Origin of the sequence: Allobosea sp. AAP35 (genome assembly GCF_001295925.1) — a bacterium.
In the GTDB taxonomy this organism is placed as follows: Bacteria; Pseudomonadota; Alphaproteobacteria; order Rhizobiales; family Beijerinckiaceae; genus Allobosea.
The window spans coordinates 167,670-181,973 of the sequence record NZ_LJHQ01000003.1 but is presented as its reverse complement, the minus strand read 5'-3'; the positions used below and the strand labels follow the sequence as shown (position 1 = coordinate 181,973).

The 14,304-nt window shown below is 68.6% G+C and carries 7 protein-coding genes; 2 read left to right on the top strand and 5 right to left on the bottom strand.

Translation table 11 applies throughout. From position 1 onward, the window contains the following. Nucleotides 1-34: 34 nt before the first annotated feature. Nucleotides 35-2,110, top strand: a complete 2,076-nt coding sequence (locus IP69_RS01860; protein ID WP_054141105.1) for a lytic transglycosylase domain-containing protein — start codon at nucleotides 35-37, stop codon at nucleotides 2,108-2,110. Nucleotides 2,111-2,303: 193 nt separating this feature from the next. Continuing rightward, a complete protein-coding gene (locus IP69_RS01855) occupies nucleotides 2,304-3,209 on the top strand; it encodes an alpha/beta hydrolase (RefSeq protein ID WP_248306665.1) in 906 nt (301 codons plus the stop codon). A gap of 21 nt (nucleotides 3,210-3,230) precedes the next feature. On the opposite strand, the gene IP69_RS01850 is transcribed toward IP69_RS01855, so the two are convergent. The 5 genes from IP69_RS01850 to IP69_RS01830 form a co-directional block, all read right to left on the bottom strand. Continuing rightward, nucleotides 3,231-3,527, bottom strand: coding sequence for a hypothetical protein (locus IP69_RS01850; protein ID WP_054141103.1), 297 nt, complete (start codon nucleotides 3,525-3,527; stop codon nucleotides 3,231-3,233). Nucleotides 3,528-3,536: 9 nt separating this feature from the next. Next, the gene (locus IP69_RS01845; RefSeq protein ID WP_156323232.1) at nucleotides 3,537-5,927 is read right to left on the bottom strand and encodes an OmpA family protein; all 2,391 of its coding nucleotides are present in this window, start codon (nucleotides 5,925-5,927) and stop codon (nucleotides 3,537-3,539) included. Between the two features lie 269 nt (nucleotides 5,928-6,196). After that, nucleotides 6,197-7,570 (bottom strand): porin, encoded by a 1,374-nt coding sequence (locus IP69_RS01840; RefSeq protein WP_054141101.1) that lies wholly within the window; start codon nucleotides 7,568-7,570, stop codon nucleotides 6,197-6,199. Between the two features lie 415 nt (nucleotides 7,571-7,985). After that, the gene (locus IP69_RS01835) at nucleotides 7,986-12,308 is read right to left on the bottom strand and encodes a translocation/assembly module TamB domain-containing protein (RefSeq protein ID WP_156323231.1); all 4,323 of its coding nucleotides are present in this window, start codon (nucleotides 12,306-12,308) and stop codon (nucleotides 7,986-7,988) included. Nucleotides 12,309-12,319: 11 nt separating this feature from the next. Then, nucleotides 12,320-14,284: an autotransporter assembly complex family protein gene (locus IP69_RS01830; RefSeq protein ID WP_248306664.1), complete on the bottom strand. Its 1,965-nt coding sequence runs from the start codon at nucleotides 14,282-14,284 to the stop codon at nucleotides 12,320-12,322. Between the last annotated feature and the right edge of the window lie 20 nt (nucleotides 14,285-14,304).

Sequence of the window (14,304 nt, the reverse complement as noted above, 5' to 3'; positions counted from 1 at the left end):
ATCACAGGCTACGCGTCCGACCGTGGAGCCTGCCATGGCCTCGCCTGCCATCCGTTTGCGGATGATCTGCCTTCTGTTGCTGCCGATTCTGGCCGCCGTGCCAGCGATCGCGGCCGATGATGCCGGAAACCCCGGGCAGCTCGACGAGATCGGCATCATCGATGTCGGCACAACGGGTTCGCTGCCACCCGATGCCGGCGCCGATCAGCGCCCGCAGGATATCGACGACGACGCCGTCAAGAGTGCGGTGCTGGCCTATCGGCGCGGGCAGCTGCGCGAGGGCGACGCCATCGCCGCCACGATCGCCGACCGGGCGACCCGCATTGTGCTGGAATGGGTCGCGATCCGCGCAGGCGCGAGCCTGATTCCGTTCGCGCGGATCGACGCCTTTCTCAAGGACCACCCCAATGGCCTGGCAACGTCGGTGTTTCGCCGCCGGGCCGAGGAGATGCTGATCGCCGAGAAGAAAAGCCCGGCCACCATCCGCGCCTTTTTCGACGGCCGGCAACCGGTCAGCCCGGCGGGCCGCATTGCGCTGGCGCTGGCGCTGAAGGCCGAGGGCCAGACCGAGGCGTCGCACGCGCTGGCTCGGCAAAGCTGGGTACAGGACCATCTTGGCGTGCCGCTGGAGAAGATCGCGCTCGATGCCTTCGGCGAGGCACTATCGGCTGCGGACCATCGGCTGCGCGCCGAACGCTATATTTTTGCAGGCAATGCCACGGCCGCGCTTCGCAATGCGGCCCGCGTCTCGGCCGATTATGTCGTGCTGGCGCGGGCGCGGCTTGCCAGCGGCCGGGCCAAGCGGCCGATCGCGCCCTCGCTGATTTCTGCGGTGCCGGCTTCGGTGAAGAGCGACATCTCGTTTTCCTTCCTGCAGGCGCAGCAGCTGCGGCGCGAAAACAGGCCCGTGGAGGCCGCTCAGGCGCTGGCGGAGATCCCGCGCAATCCGGCCCTGCTCGGCGACGGCGATGGCTGGTGGATCGAGCGGCGGCTGATCGCGCGCGAACTGCTGGACGACAACGATGCCGCCCGGGCCTATGCCGTCGCGGCCGGGCATGGCGCCGAGGATGCCGCCGAGCGTATCGACGCCGAATGGCATGCCGGCTTCATCGCGCTGCGCTTTCGCGATCAGCCCGGCATCGCGCTCGAGCATTTCAAGGAAGCCAGCCGGCATGCCGAGACACCGATCTCGGTGGCGCGCGCCGCCTATTGGCAGGGGCGCGCTCATGAGGCGATCGGCCAGGCGCAGGATGCGCGAGCCGCCTTCGAGCGCGCGGCGCAGCACCCGATCGCCTATTATGGCCAGCTGGCGCGCGCCCGGCTTGGCCTGCCCGATCTGCCGCTGCGGCGCTCAGCCGCCGGTTCGCTCCAGCATCTACCCAGCCATCGCGGCGTGGGGCTGCTCTACCGCATTGGCGAGCGCGATCTCGCGGTGAGGCTGCTGACGGACCTTGCCCAGCATCTGCATGCCACGCCGGCCCTGGAGGCGCTGGCGGCCATCGTCCAGCGCGAGGGCGACACGCGCGCGCTGTTGGCTCTGGGCAAAAGCGCGCTGCAGCGCGGCTTTCCGCTCGACACAGCCGCGTTTCCGATTTCGGGCGTGCCGGAATTTCCGGTGCTGGGGGACCCGATGGAGCGCGCCATCGTCCATGCGATCGCCCGCCAGGAGAGCGCCTTCGACCCGACCGCGATCTCGCATGCCGGTGCGCGCGGGCTGATGCAGATGATGCCGGCGACCGCGCGCGAGACGGCGCGGCGCGCCAACCTCCCCTTCGACTGGCCCAGACTGGGACGCGACGCGCTCTATTCGGCGCAGATGGGCGCTGCCCATCTCAACGATCTGCTGAAGGAATGGCGCGGCTCGTATATCCTGACATTTGCCGCCTACAACGCCGGATCAGGAAATGTCCGCAAATGGATCGCGGCCTATGGCGACCCGCGCCACGCGGATGTCGACGCCGTCGACTGGGTCGAGCGCATCCCGTTCTACGAGACGCGCAACTATGTGCAGCGGGTGATGGAAAACCTGCAGGTCTACCGCCAGCGGCTGAACCAGCGCACCGCCTATCTGATCGACCACGACTTGAAGCGCGGCGGGCGGCGGGATTAGTGTTGCGGGTGGAGTTCATTCGATGTCGTCATTTTGGGCGCAGCGAAGCGAAGACCCGCAATCCATCGGAGCGCGCCCTTCTGGCAAAGCCGAGTTCGACGATGGATTCCGGAGCGTCGCGGCTTGTCCGGAATGACGGCGCAATGGTGATAGCGGTCGAAGCCCCCCAGGGGGCTCTCGGGATGAGGGTTGAGTGTTGACTGCGACGACGCCCGACACCGGCTTCACCTCGTTCTACACCAGCGCGCGAGACGGCCTGCGGCTGCATGCGCGCGATTATGGGCCGCTGGCCTCGAATGCCTTGCCTGTCGTTTGCCTGCCGGGTTTCGCGCGCACGGGTGCGGACTTCCACGAACTCGCGCTGGCGCTGTCGCGGGACGAGGCCAAACCCCGTCGCGTGCTGGCGCTGGATTATCGCGGGCGGGGTCTCTCGGCCTATGACAAGGATTGGAAGAACTACGACATCCGCGTCGAGCTCGACGATCTGATGCAGGTGATGGTCGCTGCCGGCATCGAAGCGGCGGTGTTCGTGGGCACCTCGCGGGGCAGCCTTCTGACCATGGCGCTGGGCGCCGCCCGTCCGGCCATGATCAAGGGTGTCGTGCTGAACGACATGGGGCCGATTATCGATGCGCGCGGCCTTCTGCGCATCCGCAACTATGTCGGCAAGCTGCCCCTGCCGCGCAGCTTCACGGAAGGCGCCGAGATTCTGAAGCGCCTCTCGGACCAGCAGTTCCCGCTGTTCGGCGATGCCGAATGGGAACTGATGGCGCGCCGGACCTGGACGGACCGCGACGGCACGCTGAAGCCCGATTACGACGCGAACTTGATGAAGGTCCTGGAGGAACTTGATCTCGAGGCTCCGCTGCCGGTGCTGTGGCCCTATTTCGACGGGCTCAACGAAGTGCCGATGCTGGCGATCCGGGGCGCGAATTCCGACCTGCTGGGCGAGAAAACCCTCACCGAGATGGGCGAGCGCCATCCCGATTGCGAAACCTTCACGGCGCCAGGCCAGGGCCATGCCCCAATGCTTGGATCCAAGGACATGGTGCGCCGGATCGGCCGCTTGATCACCCGCGCCGAACGCAGGGCGGCCTGAGCCAGGTGTGCCGGGGCGCGGTCAGGCGGCCGGGGGATCGTCCGTCGCCCGGGTGCCGCGCAGCAGGCTGGCCACGACACAGCCGCCGGCATAGACGCCGGTGAACAGCAGGGCCGTCTCGACCCAAATCGCCGGCTCGCCATTGAGCAACTGCAGCCATGTCAGCGCGGCGCCGATCCCCCAGAGCACGGCAAACCAGCCCGCGACGGCGCCGCCGACGCGAAGCCTGCCGCCGTCATGGCTGATCCAGCCCATGACGAGGCCGATCATGAAGGCGGCGGCGAGGAACCAGACGAACTGGCCGGCCAGATACAGCATGGTCGCCCCCTATTTCGCGACGGTGAACTGGACGCGCCGGTTCATCGGTCTGGCATCGGGCGCGCCATGCGGCACCAAAGGACGCTCCGTGCCGAAGCCGCGTGTCTCGAGCCTCTCGGGATCGACACCGCGCCGCACCAGTTCATTGCGCACCCGCAGCGCCCGGCGGGCGGACAAGTCGAGATTGTTGAAGCGCCGGCCCTGTCCGTCGCTGTTCGCGTGACCCTCGATCGTGATCCGGGCGCCCGGGCATTGCTGCAGGATCGCCACAGCCTCCCCGATCACGCGCTCGGTCTGCGGATCGAGCGTCACGACCGTCGTCCCTTGCGCGAACAACACCGTGTTGCGCTTCGTCAGGGCGTCGAGATCGTTCTGACAGGTCGCGGGCGCATCGACGACGCAGCCGGTCTGGCGCAGGCTAATGGCGGTGTCGGCCTGGAAGCCAACCGGCAGGCCGTTGCCGGCGCTGGTCTCGACCTCGCGCTGGATCAGGTCGCGGCAGGTCAGGCCCCGGAGCGTGACACGATCATCGACCAGCGTCGCGGATCCGAGATCGAGCCGCAGCAGGTTGGCGACAGCGACGCCCGCCGCCGTGCCGAAACCCTTGGGGGCGCCCGGCAGAATCTGCGTCTCGTCGGTGAGTTTGCCCTTGAGCGCCGAGACCGCGACGAGGGCCTGAACGGCTTTGCGGGCGGCGATGTCGGGCAGATATCCCGACAGGGTCAGTCCGGTCCGATCGGCTGAAATCGACAGCGCATAGGGACGCACCGCGACGGCGGCAGCGCCCTCCCCCGCAAGGCTCAGCCCTGCCGGCAGGGGCTGCCGGCGCAGCGCCGCATCGAGCCGTAACCAGGCTGCGCCATCGGCAACTTCGCCCCTAACGCCCAGCGCGTCACCGGCGAGCGAGACCGAACCCTGCTTCAAGGTGCCAAGCAGATCCAGCGCGAACGCGGTCGCGGGCCCATAATCGGGGGCGTCACGCAGATTCGGCTCGAGTGCCAGGCGGTCTGACACCGTCGCAGACGGCGCGGCTGCACGTGCCTTAGCGACAATGGCTTGTCGCGCTAGCTCGCTCGGTACCATCCCCTGGAGAGACACACCCTCCTCACCGATCGTTGCGGACCAGATGAGCGCGACCGCGGGTCGCGGGGCCGGCGGCGGAACGCTTGCCTGAACAGGCGGCGTCGCAGCAGGCGGAAGCTCGGATGGCAGGAACACCGGCGCCGGAATCTCTGGAAGCGGCGGCATCAGGCTTTCGACAGGAACGGATGGCGCCACCGGCGGCGGCGGTGGTGTGTCCGACGGCAAGAAAACCGGCGCCGGGATGTCCGGCAGCGGCGGCATCAGGGTCTCAATCGGCGGAGGCTCGGGCGGGCAGGCGATCGAGGCCTGCGCGACGGAATCAGGGCCGTCGCCCTGCGCGATCTGCAGCCGCAGCGCCTGGCACGCCTCGAACGTTTCAGGCCCGTCACCGGAAAGCGCGTAGACATCGCCCGTCAATTCGGCTTTGCCCTGCCTCAGCCGGGCGAGATCGGCCACGGCGCGGGTGACCCTCACCAGAAAGGCGGGCGGTTCGCCGGCGGCGGGCTTCAAGCCATCGTCGATGCCGCCGGCGTTGGGGAAGGCGCGGCCGAGAAGCGTAAGGATCTGCTGGCGGACATCGTCCGAAGGATAAAAGCCTTCCAAACGCAGCCTGTCATCGGCGAGGCGTTCGAGGCTCCAGCGATAGGGCAAGACAACCGGCGGCTCGAGCGCACAGGGCACCGCCTGAAAGCCATCGGCCGCCAATGAGTTCGCTGCTGCCTGCAGCGCAAGGTATTGCTCCGGCGTCTGCGCCCTGCCCTCTATGCAAAGACGCTGATCGTCGAGGGCGACCTTGCCGCTGGCGAGTTTCGGCAGCTGCGCGATCACGGCAGACAGCTTGCCCTGAAAACCCTCTGGCGCACCGAAGGCCAGGCTCTGACGGTCCTCGATCCTGAGCCCCGGCAGGGCGGCGCTTGCCGCCGCGACGGCGGCGCGAGCGGTGTCCTCATCGGGCACGAAGCCGTTGAGCGTCACCACCTCGCCCTGGCGCGTGGCCGACCAGCTATAGGGTTTTTGCGCAACGACCTGCGACAGCCCGCCGAGCGCGCGCCGGACGCCGGGTTCGGCCCGCAACCGCGCGATCGCCCGGGCTGCACCATCTGCCGACAGCGCCTCGCCGCTGATCGTGACGTCCCGGCCATCGACCAAGGCGGTCACGGGGCGCGCACCGGGCGCCTCGCCGGCGACTGACGACGCGGCCTCGACGGCGCGACGACCGACATCGCGCTCGATCGTCTCGTCCAGCAACAGGTTGGCGACGCCCCAGAGCAGCACCAACGGCACCAGCCCCCAAAGCCAACGTCCCGCCCCAGCCATCCCGTCTCCCCCAAGATGTCCCCAAGGACCTTGCCGATTTCGGCACCGGCCCTCGTCTTTCGCGTGGCACGCCCCACAGAACCGGGCGCGGTGCATCTGGCAAACGTCGCATCGCCCGCGAATTGTGTCCCAAACAAGACCTGAATCCTACAAGACGTCTGGGAAGCCGGCTGTCAAGGCATCGATGCGACCAACAGGGAGTACCTGGCCCCAAACGCAAAAAGCCCCGGGTTTCCCCGGGGCTTTCCGTTCAGATCGCGGTGAGGCGATCAGAAGTCGCGCTGGATGCGGAAGCGGCCAGCGATGGCGTCGTCGGACTTGACGAGACGGCCACCAGCGGCCAGCGGCAGACGCACGCCGGCGTTGTTGGCCTGCAGGACAGCCTGCTTCAGCTCGGTGCGGGTGTAGAGAACCTCGACGCCGATATCCAGGCCGGAAACCGGCGACCAGATCAGGTTGGCGCCGACGATCAGCTCCTTGGGGTCCAGCGGACGCGAGACAACACCGGGAACCGCCTGGGCGGCGAGGGTGTAGCCAAGCTTCAGCTCGGAGTACGAACCGAAGAGCTCCGAACGCAGCTGCGGGGTCCAGAAGTGACGCAGAGCAGCGACGAACGACCAGCCGGTGGCCGAGTCGGTGTTGCCGAGAGCGTTGACGCCGAAGTCACCGACGAGCAGCTGAGCGCCGCCGACCGAAGACGTCTGACGACCGGAGCCGAACTGACCGCCCCAACCGAGATAGCCGAGAGCGCCATCGGCGTAGGCAGCCTGCAGGAACAGGGTGTCGCCAGCAGCCAGCATCGGCAGGTTCAGCTTGACGCCGCCCTGGATGGCGAAGCCCATCTCATCCTTGGAGCCGTTGAACAGGATGCCGGTGTTGGAGATGTTGCGCTGGGTGAGAGCACCCGACAGCTGAGCCGAGCCCCAACCCTGATCGACGCGCAGCGAAGCGACGACATCGGGGAAGTCCTGGCCGAGCAGGGTCGAACCAACGGCGCTAACAACGCCGTTTTCACGGCCGCCGGTGCCGGTGTTACGATCTTCGAGCGAGATCGTGGCCGAGAAGCCCGAACCGAAGGTGGCGGTGTAGGCCAACAGGTTCAGACGGCTGTCAGCCGTGCGCAGGGTCGAGAACGAGAAGTCGTTGGCGTAGAAGTCGAAGAACGACTGAGCGCGACCAGCGGTGATCGGGCCGAACTGGACGAAAGCCAGGTCGAGGTTCGAACCGGTGGCAGAAGCCGTGTTACGGCCGGTACCCGGAGCGATGATGCCCTGGTTGCCGCCGATGGTGCCGGAGTAGAAGCCCGACGACACGGTCAGCTCATAGCGGAAGAAGGTGCGCAGCGTGCCATAGGCAGTCGCGGTGCGGGCATCGACGTTCAAACGGCCGCGCGAGCGGGTGCCGTAAGCGTCCTGCGTCTCACCGTAACGGGTGCCGACGGTGTACTCGGCGCGAACACGGCCGCCGATGCGGAGGCAGGTCTCGGTGCCGGGGATGTAGAAGAAGCCAGCGCCGTAGGCAGAGCAGACGCGGACGTATTCGACGGGAGCTGCCTTCCGCGAGGGAAGATCGGCAGCGTGAGCCCCGGCAACCGCGGCGAAGCCGGCGGCGGAACCGAGGAGGAGGCTCTTAACGAGCTTCATTGGTAACCTCCAAAAGAGTTTCGAGACCCTCGGGCTTCGGCCGCTTCATTGGTGACTGGCCCCAGGAGACCCAACCACTGAAACGACCTGTTCCCGGCCTTTCGCCCGCGTCCCTGACCATTCAGAGGCGAAGACGAAAAACAGCGACCGGGAACGTCCCGACGCAGGTTCACCATACGAATGCGGGGGGGGCGATCAACCTTCATCACGCCGCCGAGAGGTCCCGAGGGGTGCTTTGGACCCCGGTGTTGCAGGCAAGTCACGCTTTGACCGCTGAAATTAACCACTCGTTAACTGCACCCATCCGGCAAGGCGTTTTTTGCGGCGTTCCGAAGCGGAATCGCTGATCTCCGCTTGGAGTTCGGAGGGCTTCGGCGGGGCGCGATTCTCCGCCGACAAGCCGATTGGCCGCGCCTCAGTATTCCCACTCGGCGCCGACGCCGACCGAGGCGCTGCCATCGGCATTGGTATCGGCCTGGAGCTTGATGCGGCGGGTGACGTCGATGCCGACCGATACGCCGCTGTCTTCCGGACGGGCGCCGGCCTTCACGCCGATCGTGACGTTGTCGCTGATCGCACGCGAGAGGCCGACGGTCGGCCCCCCGGCGCCAACCTGGATGTCGAGATTGTCGACGCCGAGCGATTTGCGCAGCCGCTCGAAGGAATCGTCGCCGCCGCCACCGGCGAACTGAGCCGCCGTCTGCGCCAGCTGCAACGCCTGGAAAGGCGAGAGCGAGCCCGAGGCCCGCGCGAACAGCAGCCGCGACAGAACCTCGTCCTGGGGAAGATCGGGGGTCGAGGTAAACGCGAATTCCGGCTGATCGGCCGGGCCGGAGACGATGATGCGGGCTGTGACATCGGCAGCGCGGGTCTCGGCGACGAAATCGAGCTCCGGAATCACCCCGCCGCTGAAGGCCAGACGCCCACGGCTGAAATCGAGGCGCTGGCTCAGCACGGTCAGGCGCCCGCGCCGCAGTTCGAAGCCGCCATCGAGCTGCGGCGACGCCAGCGTGCCGCCGACGCGGAGCTGGCCGCCGAGTTCGGCATCGATGCCGCGACCGCGCACGAAGACGCGGCCGGGCGCGGACACCGTCAAAGCCAGAGCCGCATCGAAAGCCGGCGTCGGCCGCGCGCCGCGCACGGCCGGGCGGGCGGCGCGCTTCTGGGCTGCGAGACGGGCGGCGGCCGTGCCGGTGGGGCGGATATGCTTGATGCCGTCAACGGGGCGCAGCGAGCCGGGCAGACGGTCCGGCACGGCGACCTCGATCGAGAGGACATCGATGCGCCCACCGATCTGCGGCCTTTGCGCCAGGGGCCCGGCGAGTTCGAGGTTCAGATTCGCCACCGCCGTGACGAGGTCGCTGGAGAGCAACTGGGCGCGGTTGCCCTGGATGCGGATCTGGCCCGGGAAGCCAGCCGCCGGATCGAGTGCCAGCCGGCCGCTGGCCGAGAGCGTGCCGCCATTGGGCGTGGCGGCGCTGGCGCGCTCGATCACGATATTGTCGCCGGTCGCCGCGACACGCGCCGTGATCGCCGTCAGGCGGATGCCCTGCAGCACGTCGGTGAAGCTGCCATTGGTCAGCGCCGCCGATCCGCTGAGGCGCGGGGCCGACAGGGAGCCGGCGGCGCGCAGATCGAGCGCGACCGCGCCGGTGACGCGACGCCCCTGCGCTCCGATCAGCGGGTTGGCGAGGGCGGCATCGAGGCGGCCTTGCGCGGTCAGGTTGAGCGTCCCGAGCGCATCAAGCGGCGCCGTTCCGCGAATCGTCAGGTTGGCGCCGCGGCCGGCGTTGATCGTGGCGTTGACGCTGGTCTCGTCGCCGGCGAGGGCGCCCTGCCCGGTGATCTCGATCGGCGCCAGGCCGGCCTGGCGGGTCTGCGGGGTGACAAGGCGGCTGATCCGCACGTTCCAGGGCCCGCTCAGATTGCCAGGCGATCCGCCGATCCGGGCCTGCGCGTTTAGCGTGCCGGCGAGATCGAGCGAAGGTGCGAGGATGCGGGCGGCCGAGAGCGGCACGTCGCGTGCGGTCAGATTGAGGTCGAGCGCCTCTCCGGCGCGGCCGTCCAGAGAGAGGCGACCCTTCTCGATCGCCAGCGCCAGACCGGCGATCTCCACGCCTGTCGCCGGGAAGCTGAAGGTCGCCGGGCTGGCGAGCGCGATGCGGCGCCCATCGCGGCGCGCCTCGAAGGAGGACAGTTCGAGACGCAGCGGTTCGGCGGGTACGAGCCGGCCGGCGCCGTTCAGGGCAAAGCCGCGCGCGGCGGCGCTGAGCGTGAAGGCGCTGGCCTCGGGCGAGCCCCTTGAGTCGAAACGGATCGCGCTGATCGCTTCGCCCGCCACGACGGCACGATCGATGGCGAGCGCGGCGTCAAGCGTCGGGCTGCCATAGACATCGGTCGCGGCGGCGGTGAGATCGAGCCGGTCGATCGCGACGGAAGGGCCGGCGAGCTTGGCGCCCCTGGCCGTCAGATCGAGGTTCTGGCGACCATCGACGACCGCGAGCCGGATATCTGCGTCGAGTTGGCCGCCGAGCTTCGTCAGGGCCAGCGCCGAGAGGTCGTCGAGATTGCGCGCAGCCAGCGTCAGGCGGCCATTGGCGCGGCTCGTCGGATCGAGCGTCAGCGCGCCATTCAGGCGCACCGCGCCGATGGCGAGATCGAGCGCCGAGAGATTCCAGCCATCGCCCGGCAGGCGCGCCAGCGCGAGCGTGCCCGTGGCGGGCTTGGAATCGATCTCGCCATCCAGCGTCAGGCGTGTGTCGAGCGCGCCCTGGAGATCACGCACCACCGCATCGATGGCCAGCCGCGGAATCGGGCGGGCGAGCGCTGTGGCGTTCGCGATGGCGATGCGGGCGGTCGCGTCGAGCCTGTCGCGGGGGCCGGTGATCTGCGCGGTGACGTCGCCGCGGCCCGAGAGGCGCGGATCGGCGCGCTTGAGATCGGGCATGGCCAAGGCGAGCTTCAGATCGGAGGACTGTCGCCCGATGCCGCCATCCGCGGTGAAGGCGGCATGCTGGCCGGCGACCCGCAGGCCAGCGACCGTGAGATCGCCGGCGAGCGCGCGGACCTGCCCGGCCAGCGTCAGATTGCCGGCGAGCAGCCGATCGAGCCTGGCATCGCCGGTGGCGAGACGATCGCCGCGGCCGGTCAGCGTCGCGGCATAGTCGTCGCGTCGGGGCGTCGCGTCGATCTCGGCGCCAATCTCGGCGCGGCCGGCGAGCGGGCGCCCGGCCAGGCCGCTCAATCGCGCGAGATCGGGCAGCACCGCCTGCAGGCGCCCGAGCACCCGGGCATTGCCAGCCTTGCCGGTATAGTCGAGCTCGACGCCTGAGAGCGTCAGCCGCAGCGTCTCGAAATCGGCTGTGCCGTCATCCTGGGCGACACCGCGCAGCGTGAACGTCACGCGTTCGCCGACGGCGCGGGCGAGCGCGCGATCGACAAGCGTGATTCCGGTGGCCTGGCCATCGGCAGTCAGGTTCACGCGGGTGCCGGGCTCGCCGATCGTTCCCGTCGGCGTGGCATTGAAGCTCATGCCCAGCTGCGAGAAGCCGCCCGCCGGCAGCTTCGCATCCTGCGCATCGAGCGTGGCGACGACGGTGGGCCCCGCAACCGGACCCTTGATCGTGGCGTCGAAGGCAAGCTTGCCGATCTCTGTGCCCGAGGTGACCGTCTTGCCCTCCGCATTGGGGCGGGCGGCAGCCGTGACGCGCAGATCGAGCATCTTGTCGGCGGTGTAGCGGCCGAGCACGTCGAGCCGTGCCAGTGCCGAGACCAGCGCCATGTTGCGGATGTCGATGCCGCCCTCGTCAGCAAAGCCGACCGAGCCGTCGAGCCGTGTCGAGCCGGCGAAGACCGGCGCAACGGGCGCAGGCATCAGCCCTTCGATCCGGGCATCCAAAGCGAGATTGAGCTTGCGCTCGGTTCCGGTGCGATCGAGCCTGGCATCGCCGCGCGCGCCAATGGTCGGGCCCGCGTTGAAAATGAGCGTCGAGCCGAAGGAATCGAGCGGCCCGTCGCCGCCGAGATCGAGCGTCACCGGCGGCTCGCCGGGCAGGCCGGCAACCTTGGAGATCAGGCCGCCCGCAGGCTCCTCGAGCTTGATGGCGAGTGTCAGCCGCGTCGTGTCGGGCACGAAGGCGATATTGACGTCGAACTGGCCGGGCGAATCGAGGCGGCGCGCCGCGAGTTTCAGATCAAGACCCTCGCTCGGCGGACCAAGCGAGGCGGACCCGCTCGCGCTCAGCGTCGCTGGCACGCCAAAGAGCGGCTCACCCAGCACAAGTTCGTTGAGCTGAAAGGCGCGAACGATCACCTTGAGCGGCAGTTCGGGCAGGATCGGCTGGTCGCTGGGGGGCGCGGCGCCCGGGGGCTGCGGCGACTGCCGGCGCAGGACTTCGAGCCGGCCGATCTCGAGCCGGTCAATGTCGAGCCGGCGCAAGAACAGCGCGCTGCGCGTCCAGATCAGCCGCACCCGGTCGAGCCGCAGCCAGGGCCCGTCGCGATCCGACAGCACGATATCGCGGATCTCGACATCGGATGAGAGCGCGCCGTTGACGGCTCCGATCGAGACCTGGCTGGTGTCGCTCGACAGGGCCTTGGAGATCAGGTCGGCGACGACGCCGCGATCGGTCTGGGCGTTCTGGGCGAACCCGCCAAAATGGGCGGAGGCAAGGACACCGGTAACGACCAGCGCGGCCAGAAGCGCCAGGCGCGGCAGGTTCAGGCGAAAGCGGTTCATGAAGCGGCGCATCAGAAGGACTGCCCGATGCTGACATAGAGCGCGACGGGCTTGTCGCCCCTGCGCGGATTGAGCGGAGCTGCGACATCGACGCGGATCGGGCCGATGGCGGTGTAGTAGCGCAGGCCCAGACCCGCGGCCATCTGCAGACGCTGCTTGAAATCGGGGACGCTGCCCTCGAAGGCGGTGCCGGCATCGAAGAAGGGCACGATACCGATCGTGTCGGTGACCTTGATGCGGGCCTCGACCGAGGCCTCGAACAGGCTGCGGCCGCCGGTGAGACGGTTGAGCGGGCCCAGCGGCGAGAGCGTGCGATAGGCATAGCCACGCACCGAGCCGCCGCCGCCGGCATAGAAGCGCCGCGTCGATGGCACCTCGTCGAGATCGGCGCCCGCGATCGAGCCCAGCCCGACGCGGCCGGCCAGCACGTAGCGGGCATCTTCGTCGAGCGCGTAATAGGCCGAGAACGCGGCCTTGCTCTGGAACAGCCCCACGGTCGAGCCGAGGAACGTCGGATAGGGCGTGACCGAGGCGGTGGCGCGGTAACCGCGGGTGGCATCGAGCAGGCTGTCGGTCGAATCGTATTTGACCGAAAGCGGGATGCCTACGAGCGTGTAGTCGACCTGGCCGAGGACATCGCTGGTCTGGCCCTTTTCGACCTCCAGACCGGCCGAAATCGAGAAGGTATCGCTGAAGCGGCGCTGGATCGCGGTGGTAACGTTGCCGTAGCGCGCGGTGTAGCCGCCGAAGCGGTTGGTGCCGACCCGCTGGCGCGTGGCGACGCCGTCGAGCAGCCAGTCATAGCGGCTACCGCCCAGCGCTGGCTTCAGGAAGCTGAAGGAGAAGCGGCCGCCGAGATCGGAGCGCTCGAAATCCTCGAATTTGGTGATCTTGCTGCCGTCGATGCGCGGAGCGAGGAAGACATCGCCCTCGAGCCGCAGGCGCTCGGCGCCGCCGAACAGATTGCGGTGCTCCCAGTAGGTCTTCACCGCCGGGCCGTCGATGGTCGAATAGCGGGCTGCAAAGCCGATCAGGCGCTTGGGCCGCTCGGTGACCTCGACGAAAATCGGCAGGTTGCCGGCACGGTCCAGGCTTTCACCCTCGCGGATGCGGACGGACGCGATGGCGGGGATGGTGGCGATGGATTTGCGCGTGTCGGTCAGGGCCTTGGGCGAATAGGGATCGCCCGGCTCGAGATAGATGAAGGAGCGCACCACGGCGGGGGGAATGTCTGCGGTATCGCCGAGTGTGACGTCGCCGAAGCCCGCGACCGGGCCCGGCTCCACGACATAGGTCACGTCCATGATGCGCGCGGCGTGATCGACGACCGGGCGCAGTTCGACCACCTTGGCGAGCGGGCGCGACTGGGCGCGCAAATGATCGACCAGCGCGGCCTGGGCCGCTCGCAGGGCCGATGCGGTGGCCGGATCGCCGGGATCGAGCCGTGTGACCTTCTGCGGGTTGGCGATGGCGGGGGCACCGGCAACGCCACGCTCGGTCACCGCGATCTCGCGCAAGCCGAAGACCGGGCCGGGCGTCACCGCAACCGCGATCGGCACAGCCTCGCGATTGCGGTGGCTTTCGAGCGCGCGGATCAGCCGGGCGTCCGGCTCGGCACCGACCTTGAGCGTCACGCCATCGACGACGAGCGCGACCTCGGCATTGAAATAGCCTTGCGACCACAACGCATCGACCAGCGGGTTGAGATCGGCGGCCATGCGGCGTGCCAGCGTCTCGCCATCGGGCGGCGCATCCGCGCGCAGGCGATAGAGCAGCGAGGCATCCTGCAGCGTGCGCGTCAGCGCCTTGGCGTCGTCGGCCTCACCGAGATTGAATTCGAGGCGATAGGGCAGCGTCGCCGCGCTGGGAGCGGGCGGCTCGTCCTTTTTGGTGAACAGTCCGAAGACGTCCAGCGAGGACAGATCGAAGGCATGCGCCGGTCCAGCCCGCATGCCCAGGAGTGTGGCGAGCGCCAAACCGCTCAGCGCTGCTGCGC

Coding starts and splice junctions, on each gene's coding strand:
- IP69_RS01850 (WP_054141103.1), bottom strand. CDS start 3,527: ATGCTGTATCTGGCCGGCCAGTTCGTCTGGTTCCTCGCCGCCGCCTTC.
- IP69_RS01845 (WP_156323232.1), bottom strand. CDS start 5,927: ATGGCTGGGGCGGGACGTTGGCTTTGGGGGCTGGTGCCGTTGGTGCTG.
- IP69_RS01840 (WP_054141101.1), bottom strand. CDS start 7,570: ATGAAGCTCGTTAAGAGCCTCCTCCTCGGTTCCGCCGCCGGCTTCGCC.
- IP69_RS01835 (WP_156323231.1), bottom strand. CDS start 12,308: ATGAACCGCTTTCGCCTGAACCTGCCGCGCCTGGCGCTTCTGGCCGCG.
- IP69_RS01860 (WP_054141105.1), top strand. CDS start 35: ATGGCCTCGCCTGCCATCCGTTTGCGGATGATCTGCCTTCTGTTGCTG.